This is a genomic window from Winogradskyella sp. SM1960 (assembly GCF_020179375.1).
Taxonomy (GTDB): domain Bacteria; phylum Bacteroidota; class Bacteroidia; order Flavobacteriales; family Flavobacteriaceae; genus Winogradskyella; species Winogradskyella marina.
The window spans coordinates 15,101-34,438 of the sequence record NZ_JAICBG010000005.1 but is presented as its reverse complement, the minus strand read 5'-3'; the positions used below and the strand labels follow the sequence as shown (position 1 = coordinate 34,438).

The window sequence follows — 19,338 nt, the reverse complement described above, 5'->3', positions numbered from 1 at the left end:
AGATTGCCCTAAGAACTAATAAACTAACTTAATCAATTGTCTAATATTATGAAAAAACTATTTTTTTTACTAACTCTCATTAGTACTTTTACTATTGCCGCACAAGATAGTGGTAGTATATCAGGAATAATTAAAGAAGCAAGTGGTACACCTTTATCTGGTGCAACCGTTTACATTAAAGCTTTAGACAAAGGAACAGTAACCGACTACGACGGTAAGTTTATGCTAGACGACATTGCTGCTGGCAACTACGTTGTTTCTGTATCTTATGTAGGTTTTGCAACGTCTACGGAAAGCATTACGGTAACTGCAGGTGCATCAACAACTTTAAATACAACACTTAGCGAAACTGATAGTATTTTAAATGAAGTGGTGATTACAGCAAACAAAAAACCTCAAAAAATAACAGACGTACCCGCAACCGTAAACGTTATAACGTCAAAAGACATAGAAGAATTTCCAAGTTTTAATATTGGAGAATTAGCGTCGCGCCAAAAAGGTGTAGATTTTGTAAGAACTGGAGTTTTAGGTACAGGTATTAATATTAGAGGATTCAACTCAGCTTTTAATGCCAAAAACTTACAAGTTACTGATGATAGATTATCGACTTTAATTGCAACTGGTTTACCTTTAGGAACCTTCTCTACTGTAACTAAAGACGATGTTGCACGCGTTGAAATACTATTAGGACCTAACGGAACACTTTACGGACCAAACGCACACAACGGTTTAGTCAGTACAATTACAAAAAATCCAAGACAATCTGAAGGTACTACAGTCGCCTTAGGTGTTGGTAACCAAAGCGTATTTACAACACGATTAAGACATGCTGAAGCGGTAAACGATAAGTTTGCATATAAGTTTCATTTTGAACATTCTCAAGGAAAAGAATTTAACTATGCAGATAGTGTATATGTGGGTACAACAGCCTACAAGGAATTGGATTTAGATCGTGATTTTGAATCTTCAAAATATGGAGCATCCTTATACTACAAGCCAACAAAAGGGTCTGAGCTTATTGGATATTATGGCCATAGTAACAATAATAATATTGGCGTTACAAGTGCTGGTAGAAACCAAATTAAAGATTGGACTATTGATGTGGCACAATTAAAATTTGTATCTAAAAACGTTTTTGCTAATGCGTATTATACATGGAGTAAAACTGAAGATACATATGCCATGAATCAACGAACACAAAACTATGTATCATTTATAGAAAATGGGTTTTCTGAAGAAGAGGCTCGTGAGCGCTCATTCACAGAACAATGGTTCCAATTTGGACCTAATCCAGGTGACGGAATTCCATTACAACGTGGAGCCGTTTTTAAGGATGACTCACAACGTTTTAACGCAGAAGCACAATACAACAATAATTGGAATGATTTCTATGTGACCTTAGGAGCACAATACCAATTAGACATGGCAGATTCTAAAGGAACATACCTTTTAGACGAAGGCGGAATTGATTTAGCACAAACAGGAATTTACACACAATTAGAGTATAAATTAGAAGATTCTGGATGGGGATTTTTATTCGGAGGACGCTATGATAATCACGATTTATACGGCTCTAACTTTATTCCAAAATTAGCCATCACAAAAAAAGTAAACAGCGGCACCTTTAGAGTGACTTACGGAAAAGGTATTGCTGTACCTTCAATCTTAAACCTTAAAGGAAACTTATTTGGAGGCTTAGTAATAGGTAATGGTGAAGGCTTTACATTAACGGATGGTACAAAAATCCCAAAATTAGATGTTGAAACCATCAATTCTTATGAAATAGGCTACAAAGGTCAGTTATCTGAAAAATTATTTATTGATGTCAATGGGTATTACAACCAATCCGATAATTTTATTAGCCCTTTAGTTACGGTTTCAGATGCTGCTAATGGTAACAATGTAACACATGTTGGAGATACACCAATCGGAGAGGTTGTTGAAGGTTCTGACGGATCATTTATTTTATCGTATTTAAACTTTGGTCATGTAGATACTTATGGTTTTGATGTTGGCTTAAATTATTATTTCTCAGACAGCTTTAGAACGTCTGTTAATTATTCATACTTCGGACGTAATTTAGATACAGATGATCTTGCCAATGACGGAAATTTAGATGGACAAGTATTAGAAAGCGAATTACCAATTAACACACCAAACAACAAATTCAGCGTTGGATTTCACTACAATAAAGGAAAATTCTACGGAGCCATTTACGGACGCTATGTTGAAAAGTATGATTTCTTCTCAGGTATACATGTAGCTGCCGAAACACAAGATCAAGATGGAGATGGTGTTAACGAAATAGTAGAAAACGCAAGAGTTGGAAGAACTTGGAACTACGGACAATTAGGTGGCTTTACCATAGATGCTAATGCAGGTTATAATGTAACAGACCAATTATCAATGGGACTTAGTGTTACCAATTTACTTAACTCAGAGGTTAGGGAGTTTGTAGCATCGCCAGCTATTGAAACCTTAGTTTCTTTTGAATTGAAGTATCAATTTAGCTTAAAACAAAAATAAAATAAACACCCTAAACTAAGTTTCTTAAACATGTTTAAAAAACAAGTTAACAACATAGAACTTGATTACGAAGATCATGGAACAGGGAATGTCCTTTTGTTTCTTCATGGCTTAGGATCCACAAAAAAAGATTGGGACGCACAAGTCCCTTTCTTTTCTAAAACACATCGCGTTATTACGGTAGATTTAAGAGGTCATGGAAATTCTACAAAACCACAAGATGCGTATAGTGTTGAACTAATGACGGAAGATGTAAAGCAACTTCTGGATGAGCTCAATATTAAAAAAGCAACGGTTATAGGCTTTTCAATGGGAGGAGCTGTGGCTTTTGAAATGGCAGCTAAACACCCAGAATATCTAGACCACCTAGTCATTGTAAATTCTGGTCCAGATTTTAATGATATGGGCAAAATAGGAGAAGATCTTTTAAAGAACCGAACCGAATTTTTGGAGACCAAAGGGTTAGAAGCCTTATCAAAAGAGATTTCCTATAATATGTTTCCAGAAGACCATCAAGTAGATTTGCGACATGAATTTGAAGTACGCTGTAAAAACAACGACTACAACGCCTACTCCAAATCATTTACAACACTAATGGAATGGGGTTTAGGAGATCAGATTCACAATATAAAAACCAGAACTTTAGTGGTTGGTTCAGATATGGATTACACACCTGTTTCCTTTAAGGAAGACTACGTAAACAAGTTGCAAAACGCCACCTTAGTTGTCATTAAAAATTCGAGACATGGTGTTGTTATAGACCAACCCGATGCTTTCAATTTAGAACTTCAAAAATTTTTAAATCATGAGTAAAACGGTTCTTATTACAGGAAGTACAAGTGGCATTGGTTTAGGAATTGCACATCAGTTTGCTAAAGAAGGTTATAATATTATGTTTCATGGTTTAGAAACTAATGGACAAGATATTGCCAATGAAGTCGGAAAAAAACATCATATTAAAGTCGGTTTTTCTAATGCTAATTTATTACAATCCGAAGCCATAGAAAATTTAGTCAACGAAACAATAGACACCTTTGGAAGTTTACACGTTTTAGTTAATAATGCAGGTATTCAGTTTGTGTCACCTATTGAAGATTTTCCAAATAACAAATACGAAAATATAATCGCAATTAACATGAATGCTGTTTTTTACGCGTCAAAAGCCGTTTGGAAACAAATGAAAAAACAGAAATTTGGACGAATAATCAATGTATCATCCGTTCATGGTATTAGAGCTTCAGAATTTAAATCAGCATACGTTACCGCAAAACATGGAGTTATAGGCATGACAAAAGTGTTGGCTTTAGAAGGAGCTGAATTTAATATTACCTGTAATGCAATTTGTCCTGGTTATGTAAAAACACCTTTGGTACAAGGACAAATAAAAGACCAAGCCAAAGCACATAACATGACAGAAGACGAGGTGGTAGAAAAAGTAATGCTAAAAAAACAAGCTGTAAAACAGTTTGTGCCACTAGAAGCTATTGCAAATATGGCACTATTATTAGCTAAAGACAGCTCTACAACCATCACAGGAACTTCTTTTGTTTTAGATGGAGGTTGGAGTGCGCAGTGAGTTGTTAGTTGTTAAGTCAAAAAAGAATTTAGAGTTACTGTATGTGTTTTTTAAAAATCTGCTATTTATAAAATCATACTTTATTTAAAATTAGGCATCAGAAAACGTTTAAGTGTTAGTCTAAAAAATCTGATGCCTTTTTTATTACAAATCAAACCAACACGTAACTAAATGTCTTTTTTTGTAATTTTAAACCCACTAATCAGACTTAGTGGTTATGACGCATACTTTTAAAGAATTTTCTACAAATGCCATTTTCAATATTGGAAATGAAACTGATTTGCATGCCTTTAAAACAGCGAAACAATGTGAGTTATACACTTTTATTTGGGCAAAATCTGAAGCCGTAGATTTAACTATAGACAATGTACCATTTACAATTCCTCCGCATAGTATCTTAGCGTTAACACCTATTCAGTATCTTCAATATAACGGAGGAAATGATGTGATCACCTATCAATTTAATAGCGAATTTTACTGCATTAAAGATCACGATCAAGAAGTGAGCTGTGTAGGTATTCTCTTTTTTGGTAACACTAATATTCCTGTTATTCATTTAAATAGCATTGAGCAACTAAAGTTTGAAACGCTTCATGACGTTTTTATAGACGAATTGGAAACCGAAGACAACATACAAGCCGAAATGCTTCGTATGTTAATGGCTCGATTTATTATAAAAAGCACCCGTTTACTAAAAGCCAAAGAAGGCATTTCCGATGCTCCAAAAAGCGCTAAAATAGATTTACTTCGCGAATTTAATTTTTTAGTAGAACAACATTTTAAAACAGAACACAGTGTAGCGTTTTATGCTGAAAAATTATTTAGATCACCCAAAACCCTATCTAATAATTTTGCCAAACTAAACAGAAGCCCATTACAAATCATACACAACCGTATTGTATTAGAAACACAACGTCAATTAGTCTACACCGATAAAACAGCAAAAGAAATTGCTTATGATATTGGTTTTGAAGACGCCTCTCACTTAAGTCGTTTGTTCAAAAAAGCAACCTCAATGTCACCTTCAGACTATAAAAAACGCTTAAAAACTTCTAGTTAGGAAAAATTGACAAGCCCAAGGGCAATTTCTTCATTTTATCACACCCACTTCCATCGCATCTTTGCATTGTAATATTAAAACAATAACAAGATGAAATTAAAAATCAAATCCATATTCAATCTCATAGAGATATTCGCAAACAGTCCAAAGAAAATAGCGCACACCATTAATACAGAAATGCATTGTGATCAATATCATATTCATGATTATTACTGTGATGCCGAAAAGCCATATATAAGCTAAATCACACAGCGGGAAAAAATGACATGCTAAAAGGAATTACATTCATTCTTTGCAGCAGAATTATATCTCAACTTTGTACCAACAAAAAAATCAAAATAAATACGAATAACACCTGAATACATTTCAGGATAAAAAATTAAAATTATGAATACATTTAATGTTCCTTCAAGAGAAGACGTAAGCACAAACAACCAAGCTATTTTCGATAATCTCAACAAAGCTTTAGGATTTGTTCCAAACTTATATGCCACCTATGCACATAGTGATACGGCATTAGAAAACTACCTCAACTTTGCTAACGCAAAAACATCCTTATCTGCTAAAGAGAAAGAAGTTGTAAATCTTGCTGTTAGTGAAGTAAACGATTGCATTTATTGTCTTTCGGCACACACTGCCATCGGAAAAATGAACGGCTTTACAGACCAACAAATATTAGAGTTAAGAGCTGGATATTCTACTGTAAATGACAAATTTGACGCTTTAGCAAAATTAGCTAAAAACATTACTGAGAATAGAGGCAAAACAGACGAAACAATTTTAAAAAACTTTTTTAATGCTGGCTACACCAAAGGCAACTTAATAGACACTATTGCATTAGTTGGTGACAAAACTATTTCTAATTATGTACATAGCACCACGCAAGTTCCTGTAGATTTCCCAGTAGCACAACCTTTAGAATTAGAAACTATATAATTTAAAAAACAACCCACAAAATTTAAAAAGATGAAAAAAATAATCGCATTTATCGCACTCGCATTAACCTTTACATTAACAGGAACTGCACAAGACAAAATGAAACCTAAAGCCACCACAGTGTCTTTAGAACAAACCACAGGTGCATTTACTCAGAAATCGCTAACCTTAACAGAAGGAGATTACATTTTTGAAATTGCTAATAAGAATGTTGGTCACCAAGTTGGTTTTGTATTAGTCCCTAAAGGAGCGGATGTGTCTAAACCAGAAAACCATATTCAAACGGCTTATGTGACTAAAGCTGTAGAAAATAACACTTCGGAATCTAGTAATGTTACAACATTATCAAAAGGAGAATATGTATATTTCTGTCCTTTAAACCCAACACCACAATACACGTTAGTAGTGGAGTAAATGACAACCTCACAATGTAGTATATAGAAAAGAGCAACCTTGTGGGTTGCTCTTTTTAGTTTTATTTTTAAATAGATACTATTTATTTCCAAGCATTAAAAGTTCGCTACAAACGACTTCCGTAATGTAACGCTTCATACCATCTTTATCTTCCCAAGATCTTGAAGTAAGCTTCCCTTCTATGGCTACTTCTTTGCCTTTAGTAATATACTTTTCTACAACCTGAGCTGTTTTTCCCCAAGCAACTACATTGTGCCATTGTGTATCTGTAATCTTTTCGCCTTGCGCATTTTTATAACTTTCGTTTGTAGCGATAGAGAATTTTGCTAAGATTTTACCGGATTCAAAATTGGTGATTTCTGGGTCTTGTCCTAAGTTACCAATCAACTGTACTTTGTTTTTAAGTGTGTTCATAATTTCTAAATTTAATGGTTAAACAGTTAATACTATCGAGTTCTTATGTTTCGACATGGCAAAGATGAAGCAGCTTCCAAATAATATCCGGTAGTTAACAGCTTACATTCGTTTGTAAACGTTTGTTGTCGTTTGAAAATAGCTAGTGGTAAGTTATTATAGGCTTTGTTCTGTTTTAAAAATATAACGGATATATGCTTATATTTGAGAGTTAGCTGTAATAAAAACCGAATCGTTCCCAAGAAAAATAATGAGTATAATTAAAGCATTTTTATATACCATTTTAGCATTTGTATTTTGGACAACAATTCAACTCGCAATACTTCTTCCGATTAAATATTTGATTGGAACACCAGATGATTTCACTCATATATTTGGAATAACTAAAATTGTATCTGTTGTTGGAGCATTTTTACTCATTTATTATTTCTTTTGGAAACCAAATTTTGATTTTAAAAAAGCTCTTAAAGTTACGAATTACAATCCTCGAATATATTTGTATTTACCTCTAATTGGAATTGGTTTGTTATTAATAAACAAACCTTTTTGGGATTTCAATAAAATAATGGAATATTATCAAGGAATTTCTACAAATGATAACTTTGTTAGTTCTAACAATAATATTGCTTTATTCTACAATCTGATTTCCACACTATTAATTGCACCAATAGTTGAGGAACTATTTTATCGAAAATTTTTATTAGATAAATTGTTAGAAATGAATAAACCGGTTTTAGCGATAATTATTTCAAGTATTTGCTTTTCAATAATACATATCGAAACACTTAATAATTTAATACCGACTTTCATAAGCGGAATTATACTCGGAATAATATATTTGAATACTAAAAAAATCGGTTATTGTATAATGCTTCATTTCATTGTAAACTTAATTATAGTTACGACAAACAATATTGAAACCTCTTATGACAATTGGCTGATTGGTTATAATTTTGACATTTATTATTGGCTATCATTTGGAGTTGGAATTATTATTACAATAATCGGAATGAAAAAAATTACTACAGCTAACACCGTGTATAATTAATTGCTAGGTTCTTCCCTACTTGCGAATATTCCTGCGGAATATTCACAGGTTCGTAAAAGTTTGTTAACTTAGTTGCTTAACCACGCAACTAACCATACACAAAAACGTTGTATGTAATATGAGCTACGAACTCAAAAAAACAATTTAAACAATAAAATAAAAAAATATGAAGAGATTATTTGTTACTGCTAGTCTGATTTTAGCCATTGGAATGAATTGCTATTCTCAAAACCAAGTTAACCCTGAAAATGAATTGACTTACTCTTGTGATGAAATGGTAAAACAGAATCCTGAAAATGAAACAATTACTCTTATCGGAAATGCGAATCTAAAAACCAGTGTGTTTGAGTTTGAGAATGCAGATAAAATCGTTTTAAATAAAAAAACCAAAGAAATATTTGTGATTGGAGGTTATAAAGTTCATCTCAATGGTGGAACAATAACTCAACAACCTAAATCGGAAAAGAAATGGCTAAGGTATAAAATTGGAGAAAATGTAGCTTATGTAGAATAAAACACTCATACTTGGCTAATCCCAATAATACTGCGGGATATTGTTTATATTTATGTTTTCAATAGACGTAGTAAAACATTAAAACACAGAACCTATAAAAAAATACATTTTAAGTTTAGTAATTTTATTTTTAGTAATTAGTTGTTCTTTAGAATCAAAATTCAGCTTACCAAATGATGAAAATATCAATCCTGAATTAACTGGAGAATGGTATAGTGAAAAAGATAATGACGAAAAACTTAATATCATAAAACACGGAGAAAAAACATATAAATTACTACTTCAGGACAAGGAAAAAACTAAAGAAATAATTTCGTACTCAAAGACCACAAAAGGTTTTGAAATTATGAATCTAAAAACAGAATACGAAATTGTATTATGAGTTTTTAGAAGACAAAACACATGGAGATGCATTGCATAATGCTGTGTACAATGCTTTTGAAAAGATTTTTAGTAATGCTGACTAAACATTTAAAAACTGATAAAGTCCAAAGACTAATCTATGGCATTGGACTCATTTTATGGATCTTCATTTGGGTTAATGATTTGAGCTTTATTTTCAATGCATCTGTTTTTGGAATTTATTTATGGCAAGTAATCATACCTGCACTGCTACTCATTGGACAACTGATTTTTAATAACAAAACCCTTTGGAACATTCTAATCGTATACGTAAGTCTTTATAGTTTATGGATCATCTGGAACATAGTAGTAACAGATATTTTAATTGATATACAGAGAGATTATTTACCAAGAGCATTCTGGACTTTCGAAAAGATACTGAACTGGATTATTATGCTGACAGTTTTAGGATTTACGAATTGGATTATTTGGAAAATAAAGCCGATTGCAAAAATAAAAACCAAGTAAACGATATTAGATTTTCACCATCTTAGACCAGTTTTAAAATAGAATAATATGCAGCCATTCATAATTACATATCGTTAACAACGATTAGGATGCACGTTTATCATATTTAGATTCCGTTTTTATTTATTAACTTTAATGCAAAACAGCTCGTATGTAATTTTGATTAGCTGTTGAAGACTTTTAAAAAATATAAAATCATGAAAAAAATAATCGGAGTCCTCATTTGCACAGTAATGTCATTCGGAATCGAAGCTCAAAGTGTTATTGGAGCATGGGAAAATTATACAACGACTGAAAACGGCGACAAATTAAAAACCGTAGTCATTTTTACAGATGGCTACCATGTCTCAACCACTTATGAAGCCACAACCGGAAAATTTAGTCACACAAACGGTGGATCGTGGTCCTTAAAAGGAGATGTAATGACTAAAAACGTAGAATTTAACAGTAAAAATTCTGAACTAGTTGGAACAGAACCTAGCGTTAAGATCAATCTTACAGATAACGAATTAGAAATTGTAGATAGTGGCTTAAAGTTTAACAGAATAGATAATGGCAAACCTGGCGAATTACAAGGGGCTTGGTTAATGTCTGGCCGCGTACGCGATGGAAAAACACAAACACGAGATACCAGCGGCCCCAGAAAAACCATGAAAATATTATCTGGTACGCTTTTTCAATGGATTGCCTATAACACCGAAACAAAACAGTTTATGGCAACAGGTGGAGGCACTTACACCACCGAAAATGGAGAATACACAGAAAATATCGAATTCTTTTCAAAAGACGACTCTAGAGTTGGTGCGTCTTTAAAATTCAACTATGACCTAAACGATGGTGATTGGAATCATACTGGATTTTCTAGTAAAGGAGATCCACTGAATGAAATTTGGAGTTTGAGAGCGTAATAATTCTAACTGGATGACAACCAATGGATGCTGCATTTTTTTGGAATTGATATCCTCAAATCACGAAAGTCTTAAAATATATTTTTTAATTTAGTAGACTTAAAATCCCTTAAACACTGACCGTTTTAGTCTAAAATTATACACATGGAAAATAAATTAGCAAACATAAAAACAGACATAGAGGATTACGCAAGTGACTCTAAGTTAACAGAACTGGAAGTTCTGGATAAACTGAAAGATTATTACTTCAACAAAAAAGTAAACGAAAACTTAAAACTCTATAAAAAAGGGAAAAGAAAAGTGAGTGAAATTACGAAGGATCTAAAAATTTCGCCTCGAAAATTCTATGCAATTCTTAATAAGAAAAAGATAAATTATACCAAATACAATAAAAATAAAGACGAGTCATAGCTTAAAAACAACCTCATAAACCTCTACCATTAGTAACTATGAAGCAACTGCTCAGTTACATTTATCCCGTTACCAAAACAATTGAATCTAAATACAGCGGCACATTAGAAATCACGTGGTACAACGGTAAAAAACACCTCAACTCTGCAAATGCCAACTACAGTTATGGCTCTTTACAGCGAATTTTAAAATATGGTATAGAAAAAATTGAACTTTCAAAGGTCAATTCTATATTAGTTTTAGGCATGGGAGGAGGAAGCGTTATTAAAACACTTCGTACGGATTTTAAGTACACTAACGCTATTGAAGCCGTAGAATTAGATCCTGTAATAATAGATATTGCAAAGTCAGAATTTGGAATTGAAGACAACCAACACTTAAAAATTCATTGTACAGATGCTTTCAATTTTATTGAAGCCAACACCAAATTATTCGACTTAATTATAATAGACCTTTACATCGATCTTTCGGTTCCAGATAAATTTTTAAGCACAACGTTTTGGGATCATGTGCTTAACTCAAAATCTTCAAAAGGATACTTACTTTTTAATGCTTCAGTAAAAGAAACCGATATAGACAACGTTGAAACCTTAGTCAGTTACCTTAAAACAAAAGTCTATAAAGTGGCTGTATATAAAAAAGTAAACAAGACCAATACGCTTATCATTACCAGTTTTCTTTATAACATTATAAATTAGTATATTGTAAGGACTTAATTTAAAGTTATGCGGAAAAAATGTCCAGAATGTGGAGATCTAATTGTTGGCAGAATTGACAAAAAGTACTGTAGCGATGGTTGCAGAAATGCACAAAACAACCGCTTAAACAAGGATTCTAAAAATTTAATTAGAAACACCAATAACCGACTTAGAAAAAATTACAGAATCTTAGAAGCACTCAACCCGAATAAAAAAATGAAATGCTCTAGAGCTAAAATGATAGAGAAAGGTTTCGATTTTAATTACTTTACAAGTATCTACACCACAAAAGCAGGTACTATTTACTACTTTGTGTACGACCAAGGTTACTTACCGCTCGAAGGTGAGTATTATGCTTTAGTAAAACGCGACGATTAACGCTGCCGTACGTACAAGTCGCAACTTGTCCTTACGATCCTTTTTTAGTGGTGCTATTCCAATTTTCGCCTTTTAATTCTAGTGCAGCAATTAAAATATCTTTTTGGCTAATTTGCCCAACTAATTTTCCGTTTTCTATTATTGGGAAACGTCGTCGTTTAGACTGCAAAAATTTGTTGGCAGCATCGAAAACATCCATGTTACCATCTATAGTTTCAACCTCTGTAGCCATACGTTTATCTACAGTATCATGCTCTAATGGCATGTTGTAATATCTACTTTCGCTGAGTTGTTTTAAACAATCACCTTCAGAAATAATGCCAATTAATTCTTGCTTATCATTGACAACAGGACCACCAGAAATCTTATTGCTTATTAAAGACTCTACCACTTCTTGTACAGATTGATCTGGTCTAAACGTTATAAGCTTTGTTGACATATAATCTCTTACTTTTAACTGTGAATTCTCATTAGCATTTTGTTGCTTTCGAGCTCCTTGAAAACTTTTTATAGCCATAACGTTTTGATTTTTAAGGTTAGAGTTAATTTAAAAATACTGAAAATTAACCATTTAAAAAAATCAAAATACAAATGCAGCTAAAATTCTGTATTTTTAACATTTATAATTAATCCATAGTTTTGAAAACACAAATAAGCATTATTGGTTGTGGTTGGTTGGGTTTGTCTTTAGCTCAAAAATTAGTTGAAGACGGCTTTAGCATTAATGGTTCTACAACTACTAAAGCTAAACTACAGGAATTACAAAATCAGCATATACATCCGTTTTTAATCACTTTAAATGACACTTCAATTTCGGGTAATTATTCTGAATTTTTAACCGGAAGTGAGACCGTAATTATTAACATTCCACCTGGATTAAGAAAAAACCCAAATAAAAATCACGTTGCAGAAATACAGCATTTAGTACATGAAATTGAAAAACATGATATAAAAAATGTGCTCTATATAAGTTCTACTTCGGTTTTTGAAGACGATGTAAGTTGCCCTGTGATAACAGCCAATACACATCCAAATGCCACATCAGCAAATGGAAAACAACTTATAGCCATAGAACAGATGCTTCAAGAAAATTCAAATTTTAAAACCACTATATTACGTTTTGCTGGCTTGGTAGGTAAAAAGCGTCATCCTTCAACCTATTTGTCAGGAAAATCGAATATTTCAAATCCCGATGCTCCTATTAATTTAATTCATAAATCAGATTGTATCGCTATAATTAGTGCTATCCTAAAAACTGAACTCTGGAATTGTACATTAAATGCAGCATATCCTGCACATCCAACCAGAAAAGATTACTATCAAAACTATTGCGAACGTCACAATTTGCCGCTACCTACGTTTAATTCTTCAGAAAAAAGTGAAGGAAAAATCATAGCAAGCAAAACATTGGTACAACTTTTGAAATACAGCTTTAAAGTGGCACCATAGAAATTATAAGATTTTTAAGACCAGTTCTTATTAATTTTTATAGATTTAGCCCTTTAAACTAAAATACCTATTAAACAATAAATAAAGAACAAATGAAGACGATTACAATTGCAATTCTTATGTTATTCTCAGTTAGTGTATTTGCACAGACTAATACAGAATTAAAAAAACATTTTGAAGCGTATTACAAGCAGATGAAAAAGCAAGGCGACAAGCAAGGTGTTATTAATGCAATGACGCATCTCGATATCTTAGAACCGTCTGTAGCACGTAAAGATACCTTGGCCTATATCTACCTTTCAGAAGGCCAATATATGCAAGCTTTAAACACTATTGGTGTAGAGAAAAATGCAACCGATTCTGATATGAATGTTGAAGTAAAAGCTTTGGCATTAAAAAATCTTAATCAAATAGAAATGGCTTTAGAGCATTTTGAAGAGCTTTACAAACGCGATCCTAATGTCTATTTAGCTTATGAATTGGCTGACATGAAAATTCAGACTAAGGATTTAGCAGGAGCCCGATTAAACATCGATTACGCTATGGCTAATGTTACAGATGACATGAAGCGTGCCTTTTACGAAAAGCAACAACCATATGAAACATCTATGAAAGCAGCGTTAACGTACTTAAAAGGGCTTTTAACGTTTACAGAAAATAAAGATGCTAATTTAGATGCAGCGCTAAAATTAATGAACGATGCTTTAGCTATTGATTCTAATTTTAATCTTGCTAAAATTAGTAGAGAGGCTTTAGAGGCTCAAAAAGCGCAACGTGCACAACAAGCGGCTGCCGGGAATAAGAACTAAGACATTACAAGTAATATACTATAAAAAATGCAGCTCGTTGAGCTGCATTTTTTGTGTTTTAAACTGGTATTAGGTTACCAAATTCTTACGCGATCTTCGGGTGCTAAGTACATAGCATCACCTTCTTTTATATCAAATGCTTCGTAGAAAGCATCAATATTTTTTAAAGGTTGTGTCGCTCTATAAATACCAGGTGAGTGTGGATCGGTTTTTATTTGTGTTCTTAAACCGTCTTCTCGAGATAAGGTTCTCCAAACGGTTGCCCAAGACATAAAGAAACGTTGCTCTGGTGTAAACCCATCAATAGTACCTGGTCTTCCATTTTTTTCAAAATATAACTGAAGTCCATCATAGGCTCCTAATACGCCTCCAAGGTCACCAATATTTTCACCTAATGTAAACTCACCGTTTATATAAACACTATCTAACACTTCTATAGCCGAGTATTGATCTGCTAGTGCTTTACCTCGTTTTTCAAATTCTATTAAATCTTCTGGTGTCCACCAGTTATTTACATTTCCATCACCGTCAAAACGTGCTCCAGAATCATCAAAAGCATGTGAAATTTCATGACCAATAACAGCACCAATTCCTCCATAGTTTACAGCTTCATCTGCCGTATAATTATAAAAAGGTGGTTGTAAAATAGCTGCAGGAAACACAATTTCGTTATTTATAGGATTGAAATACGCATTTACCGTTTGTGGTGGCATTCCCCATTTGGTCTTATCTACAGGCTCATTTATATCTTTAAGGTTTTTGTTTTTAGCCCAAGCACCAACAGCCATCATGTTTTCGGCATAAGAATTACCATCTTTTATTTCCATTTTTGAGTAGTCTTCCCACTCATCTGGATAGGCTATTTTTACTGTAAACTTATCTAGTTTAGTAATGGCTTTTTGTTTTGTTTCTGCACTCATCCAATCGAGCTTGTTAATTCTGTTTTGAAATGCAGTGATTACATTTGCAATCATTTTTTCTGCTTTTTCTTTAGCTTCTGGTGGAAACTTAGCTTGCACATATAATTGTCCTACAGCCTCACCAACACTACCATTTACAGTACCTAATGCACGTTCTTCTGCTGATCGCATTGCTTTAGATCCGCTAAGTGTTTTACTGTAAAAATCCCAGTTTGCTTTTTCCATTTCTGTTGTAAGCATACCTGCTGCTTTATTTAAGGTGTTCCAAGTTATTAGAGTTTTTATATCTTCTATAGGTGTTGTTTTTAAGAACGTATCCAAAGTTTTCATATACTCAGGCTGCATAACCATTAAGGTATCTACCTTTTTGTCTATTCCCATATCATCCATTAATTTCTGCCAATTAATAGACGGTGTCATACCTTGTAAATCTGAAAGCGCTGTTGGGTTATTAAAATTTCTAATATCTCTACTGGCGACTTTGTCTAATCGTGGAATGGCAAGTTGCGTTTCCAATTCTAAAATCGTTTGAGCTGCATTACGAGCATCTTCTTGAGAATAGTTAATAAATTGAAGCATTCTAGCTATATGATCTATATACTTGCCTCTTATTTCTTTTGTCTTAGTATCTTCATCTACATAATAGTCACGTTGTAAACCTAATCCTCCTGGAAAAACCCAAGCAGTATTCATGCTGCTATTATTTAGATCTGCATTTGCACCAATGCCTGCAAACGGCGCACTAACACCTAAAGTAGATGCATAAACAGTTTGCATATCTTGCAAGCTTTTAATGCTATTTATCTTTTCTAATAAAGGCTCTAAAGGTGTAATTCCTGCTTCATTTCGTGCCAGCGTATCTAATTCAGATTCAAAAATTAATAAAGCTTTTTTCTGGTCAGAACCTTCTTTGTAGGTTCCAAATTCTTTAGACGATTTTATAATTTCTAAAACATCATGCCGCGTAGATTTACGCAAAACACCAAATCCTCCCCATCTCGTTTCATCGTCTGGTATGGTATTAGTTCTTACCCAATTACCATTTACATAGTTATAAAAGTCTTCTTTTGGATTCACTAAAGTATCCATATTCTCTAAAACAATTCCCGGAGTGGTCACTTTAGCAATTGTAGTGTCTTTTTTAGCGTTTTCTTTACATGCTACCATTGTAAGAAAAGCAAAACCTGATATCGTTAACAAACGACTAAATTGGATTTTCATAATATATTATTGCTTTGTTAAATTAAATAGTTGGTAATCATATGTCCTCTCAAATATAAAATTGTTACAACCTTATATGATTTTGGGGTGGTACTCATAGTTTATTCGGGTTGAATCTTACTATAAAAATCATCCTCTAATTTTTTATTAATCTGATAATTTAGGTTAGAAAATGATATAAAAAGTGCTTTAATATTTAATAGTTTCTCGTCTCTACTAATGTTATCTATAGTTAGATTTTCATTTAACTTTAAAAGTTCTGTTTCAATAATAGCATTACGAGATATAATAGGATTTGTTCTAAATTGGCTTGGCATTTGCGCATCAAATTCTTTTATAAACTTTTTTAAAAGGTCTATATCACCATTGAAAAACGAAAAATCTGCTTTCTTTAAATAACTCAGTTGCGTTGCTAATTCATGGTATCTTTCCCAAGTTACAACTTCAGCTTCAGCTTCGCTACTTAGTGCATAATCTTCGTAAGTAATAGCCTCAATGGTTTTTGCTGTAATCTTTTTATTCTGTGATGTGTTTTCAGATGTTTCCAAATCTTTAGTGGTATTGGTATCTTCATTACAACTCAAAACCATTAAACAACTTAAAAATAAAAGGACTAATCTAATGTTCATACGTATTAATTAATTTTGACTGTAAATATACTAACTATCTGTGTTATAGATTTGGTATCTAAGCTCTAAATAAAACTGAGGAATTCATAATAAAATTGTCTTTTTCTGAAAATTTTAATATTACAACGCCTTATTTCTTATTACTTTTGCCGATAATTTAAAAAGCGCAAATGTCTTCAAAAATATTAATCATTGGTGCCTGTGGGCAAATAGGTACAGAACTCACCACCAAACTAAGAGAGATTCATGGTGTAGATAACGTTATTGCTAGCGATATTAACACCCGTAAATTAGAATTAGTTAATGCTGGTCCTTTTGTTATTTTAGATGCTAAGAACTTTAATGCGATTAAAGATTGTTGCATTAACCACAATATTGACACGGTTTACCTCATGGCAGCCTTATTAAGTGCTACTGGCGAAAAATACCCGATGGAAGCTTGGGATTTAAATATGAATTCACTGTTTCATGTGTTAAACTTAGCAAAAACCAAACAAATTAAAAAGGTATTCTGGCCAAGCAGTATCGCTGTATTTGGACCAACGACTCCCAATAAAAACACACCTCAACATACCATTTCTGAACCAACAACCGTTTACGGTATTACCAAACAAGTCGGTGAACGCTGGTGCGAATATTACCACAATAAATATGGTGTAGACGTAAGAAGTATACGTTATCCTGGTATTATTAGTCACAAAGCGATGCCTGGAGGTGGCACAACGGATTATGCTGTTGAAATTTATCACGAAGCGATAAAAGAAGGTAAATACGAAGGGTTTCTATCTGAAGACACCAATTTACCAATGATGTTTATGGATGATGCTATTAAAGCTACGACTCAAATTATGGCAGCACCTTCTGAGGATATAACTATAAGATCATCGTATAACTTAGCAGCTATTAGTTTTACTCCAAAAGAGATTGCCGAAAGTATTAAAGCTGAAATGCCAGAGTTTAGCATGACCTACAAACCCGATTTTAGACAAGCCATTGCAGATAGTTGGCCAACGTCTATAGATGATAGCGTTGCACGAAAAGACTGGAACTGGTCGCACGATTTTGACCTTAAAAAAATGACTTCGGAAATGTTAACGCAGTTGAAGAAGAAGTATCAGTCATAACACTAATTTCATATTTACATAAAAAAAGCAAGAGAAACCTAACTCTTGCTTTTTTGCTCTACATGGTTTAAGTATATGAATTCTCAATCAGTAGTAGTATTCAGCATACTCTTATAAACAATTCCTTTAGAGGATTCTAACTCAGCTCCAAGAAGATAAGCTGATAGCGTTGGAATATCTTCCATTTGTATTTCAGGAAACACCACACCTTTTTTAAAATCTGGACCAAAAGCTACAAAACCTGTTTGGATATTTTTAGTGTCAGGATACTGACCATGCTTACCTCCATGTGCCGTTTTAATTAACGCACCATCTCTATCATTATTAAAACTAAAACCATCATTTGCCGTCAAAGCCAATACTGCATTTGGGTTGGCTCCTCTAGAAGTCATCTCTTCTCTTGAAATAATTCTAAACGCTTTTTTGATACTAAAAGGTAAACTTTCAAGTTTCTTTACAATTTTCTCTATTGTTTTTTTATCGTTTTTATCCTTCATATGCAAAAATGCAGAACCACCAGTACTTAAAAAGAATGTGTCTTTATCAAGCAACCCTAATTCTTTTAACCACAGATTAGGAGTGATGCTAGAATGCACTGTATAAAACCCATGGTCTCCGGTGATTATAATATTGGTTTGTTCTAAAATGTCCGCTTTTTTTAAGGCATCAATTATAGTACTAACGGCTTGGTCCGCACCAGCAATTGCCTTTTCGACATCCACACCATCACGCCCATTTCTATGCTGTGCTCCATCGGTATTGGGTAAATGAATCGTTAATAAATTAGGCGTATAAGCTCTAATTATATAACCTGCTATTCTCGCTAAATTTTGATCCATGCTTAAGGAGCTCAAGTTGTAATCCTCTACTTCAAGATTACCTGTTGCATTACTTATAACCTCTTCAAACAACCCTTTAGGTGTTGCATATTTTTGAGTAGCACCACGACGATCTCTCGGATTATCAAAAGACCATATTTCTGGTATATTATAATCTATAACGGTAGCATTTACAGTAATAGGCCAGGAAATAGACGCTGTTTTTAGTCCAACATTTTTTGCTGCTTCCCATAAGGTTTTAGCTTTTACGGAACTAAAATCATAATACCAATTCCCAGGAGTACCTTCTTCTGAGACTTTAGTGTTGTAGTATACACCATGTTCATCAGGACCAACACCTGTTATTAAAGTGGTATGTGATGGGTATGTAACTGTTGGGAAAATACCATTTACACCTTGTGAAGCAATTCCATTATTTGCTAAATCTTTTAGGTTGGGTGTTGGCCATTGGTCTTGCAAGTAGAAGTCTGGCCTAAAACCATCGATACTAATAATAACTAAGTGTTTTGCTTCTTGTGCAACGATTAGGTTGATACCAAAACACGTTACTATTCCAATCAAAATATGTTTAAATAACTGTTTCATATGATAAAA

At 33.2% G+C, this 19,338-nt stretch carries 22 protein-coding genes; 17 read left to right on the top strand and 5 right to left on the bottom strand.

Features of this window, described 5'->3' with window-relative positions:
• Positions 1 to 48 precede the first annotated feature (48 nt).
• From K1X16_RS12595 to K1X16_RS12565, 7 genes are all read left to right on the top strand, one after another.
• Positions 49 to 2,526 carry a TonB-dependent receptor gene (locus K1X16_RS12595; protein WP_225036611.1) on the top strand — a complete coding sequence of 826 codons (2,478 nt, stop codon included), beginning with the start codon at positions 49 to 51 and terminating at the stop codon, positions 2,524 to 2,526.
• Between the two features lie 30 nt (positions 2,527 to 2,556).
• Complete coding sequence (locus K1X16_RS12590; protein ID WP_225036610.1) at positions 2,557 to 3,339, top strand: alpha/beta fold hydrolase; 783 nt, start codon at positions 2,557 to 2,559, stop codon at positions 3,337 to 3,339.
• Positions 3,332 to 4,102 (top strand): 3-hydroxybutyrate dehydrogenase, encoded by a 771-nt coding sequence (locus K1X16_RS12585; RefSeq protein ID WP_225036609.1) that lies wholly within the window; start codon positions 3,332 to 3,334, stop codon positions 4,100 to 4,102. Before K1X16_RS12590 ends, K1X16_RS12585 begins: the two co-directional genes overlap by 8 nt.
• 217 nt (positions 4,103 to 4,319) lie before the next feature.
• Positions 4,320 to 5,162: a helix-turn-helix domain-containing protein gene (locus K1X16_RS12580; RefSeq protein WP_225036607.1), complete on the top strand. Its 843-nt coding sequence runs from the start codon at positions 4,320 to 4,322 to the stop codon at positions 5,160 to 5,162.
• 90 nt (positions 5,163 to 5,252) lie between these two features.
• Positions 5,253 to 5,405 carry a hypothetical protein gene (locus K1X16_RS12575; protein WP_195870984.1) on the top strand — a complete coding sequence of 51 codons (153 nt, stop codon included), beginning with the start codon at positions 5,253 to 5,255 and terminating at the stop codon, positions 5,403 to 5,405.
• 144 nt (positions 5,406 to 5,549) lie between these two features.
• A complete protein-coding gene (locus K1X16_RS12570) occupies positions 5,550 to 6,098 on the top strand; it encodes a carboxymuconolactone decarboxylase family protein (RefSeq protein WP_225036603.1) in 549 nt (182 codons plus the stop codon).
• 30 nt (positions 6,099 to 6,128) lie between these two features.
• The gene (locus K1X16_RS12565; protein WP_195870982.1) at positions 6,129 to 6,512 is read left to right on the top strand and encodes a cupredoxin domain-containing protein; all 384 of its coding nucleotides are present in this window, start codon (positions 6,129 to 6,131) and stop codon (positions 6,510 to 6,512) included.
• A gap of 78 nt (positions 6,513 to 6,590) precedes the next feature.
• Here K1X16_RS12565 and K1X16_RS12560 read toward each other — a convergent pair whose 3' ends face one another.
• Positions 6,591 to 6,926, bottom strand: coding sequence for a single-stranded DNA-binding protein (locus K1X16_RS12560; protein WP_195870981.1), 336 nt, complete (start codon positions 6,924 to 6,926; stop codon positions 6,591 to 6,593).
• Between the two features lie 250 nt (positions 6,927 to 7,176).
• Between K1X16_RS12560 and K1X16_RS12555 the strand changes: the two genes are divergently transcribed.
• The 7 genes from K1X16_RS12555 to K1X16_RS12525 all read left to right on the top strand — a co-directional run bounded on the left by K1X16_RS12555 (position 7,177) and on the right by K1X16_RS12525 (position 11,753).
• Complete coding sequence (locus K1X16_RS12555) at positions 7,177 to 7,974, top strand: CPBP family intramembrane glutamic endopeptidase (protein WP_225036601.1); 798 nt, start codon at positions 7,177 to 7,179, stop codon at positions 7,972 to 7,974.
• 166 nt (positions 7,975 to 8,140) lie between these two features.
• Entirely contained in the window at positions 8,141 to 8,488 is a 348-nt protein-coding gene (locus K1X16_RS12550) for a hypothetical protein (RefSeq protein ID WP_195872762.1), read from the top strand.
• 456 nt (positions 8,489 to 8,944) lie between these two features.
• Positions 8,945 to 9,358 carry a hypothetical protein gene (locus tag K1X16_RS12545; protein WP_225036599.1) on the top strand — a complete coding sequence of 138 codons (414 nt, stop codon included), beginning with the start codon at positions 8,945 to 8,947 and terminating at the stop codon, positions 9,356 to 9,358.
• Between the two features lie 197 nt (positions 9,359 to 9,555).
• Complete coding sequence (locus tag K1X16_RS12540) at positions 9,556 to 10,266, top strand: membrane or secreted protein (protein WP_225036597.1); 711 nt, start codon at positions 9,556 to 9,558, stop codon at positions 10,264 to 10,266.
• A gap of 144 nt (positions 10,267 to 10,410) precedes the next feature.
• Positions 10,411 to 10,677 carry a hypothetical protein gene (locus tag K1X16_RS12535; RefSeq protein ID WP_225036595.1) on the top strand — a complete coding sequence of 89 codons (267 nt, stop codon included), beginning with the start codon at positions 10,411 to 10,413 and terminating at the stop codon, positions 10,675 to 10,677.
• A 38-nt stretch (positions 10,678 to 10,715) separates the two neighbouring features.
• A complete protein-coding gene (locus K1X16_RS12530; RefSeq protein ID WP_225036593.1) occupies positions 10,716 to 11,375 on the top strand; it encodes a spermidine synthase in 660 nt (219 codons plus the stop codon).
• A 27-nt stretch (positions 11,376 to 11,402) separates the two neighbouring features.
• Entirely contained in the window at positions 11,403 to 11,753 is a 351-nt protein-coding gene (locus K1X16_RS12525) for a hypothetical protein (protein WP_195872767.1), read from the top strand.
• 31 nt (positions 11,754 to 11,784) lie between these two features.
• On the opposite strand, the gene K1X16_RS12520 is transcribed toward K1X16_RS12525, so the two are convergent.
• A complete protein-coding gene (locus tag K1X16_RS12520) occupies positions 11,785 to 12,270 on the bottom strand; it encodes a CBS domain-containing protein (RefSeq protein WP_225036591.1) in 486 nt (161 codons plus the stop codon).
• Between the two features lie 122 nt (positions 12,271 to 12,392).
• Here K1X16_RS12520 and K1X16_RS12515 point away from each other — a divergent pair, with 122 nt between their 5' ends.
• Entirely contained in the window at positions 12,393 to 13,202 is an 810-nt protein-coding gene (locus K1X16_RS12515; RefSeq protein ID WP_225036590.1) for an NAD(P)-binding domain-containing protein, read from the top strand.
• A 92-nt stretch (positions 13,203 to 13,294) separates the two neighbouring features.
• Positions 13,295 to 14,011, top strand: coding sequence for a hypothetical protein (locus tag K1X16_RS12510; protein WP_195872770.1), 717 nt, complete (start codon positions 13,295 to 13,297; stop codon positions 14,009 to 14,011).
• Positions 14,012 to 14,085: 74 nt separating this feature from the next.
• On the opposite strand, the gene K1X16_RS12505 is transcribed toward K1X16_RS12510, so the two are convergent.
• Entirely contained in the window at positions 14,086 to 16,152 is a 2,067-nt protein-coding gene (locus tag K1X16_RS12505) for a M13 family metallopeptidase (protein ID WP_225036589.1), read from the bottom strand.
• A 101-nt stretch (positions 16,153 to 16,253) separates the two neighbouring features.
• Entirely contained in the window at positions 16,254 to 16,781 is a 528-nt protein-coding gene (locus K1X16_RS12500) for a hypothetical protein (RefSeq protein WP_195872772.1), read from the bottom strand.
• A gap of 170 nt (positions 16,782 to 16,951) precedes the next feature.
• Here K1X16_RS12500 and K1X16_RS12495 point away from each other — a divergent pair, with 170 nt between their 5' ends.
• A complete protein-coding gene (locus K1X16_RS12495) occupies positions 16,952 to 17,905 on the top strand; it encodes an NAD-dependent epimerase/dehydratase family protein (protein WP_225036587.1) in 954 nt (317 codons plus the stop codon).
• Between the two features lie 83 nt (positions 17,906 to 17,988).
• Here K1X16_RS12495 and K1X16_RS12490 read toward each other — a convergent pair whose 3' ends face one another.
• Positions 17,989 to 19,329: an alkaline phosphatase family protein gene (locus K1X16_RS12490; protein WP_225036585.1), complete on the bottom strand. Its 1,341-nt coding sequence runs from the start codon at positions 19,327 to 19,329 to the stop codon at positions 17,989 to 17,991.
• Between the last annotated feature and the right edge of the window lie 9 nt (positions 19,330 to 19,338).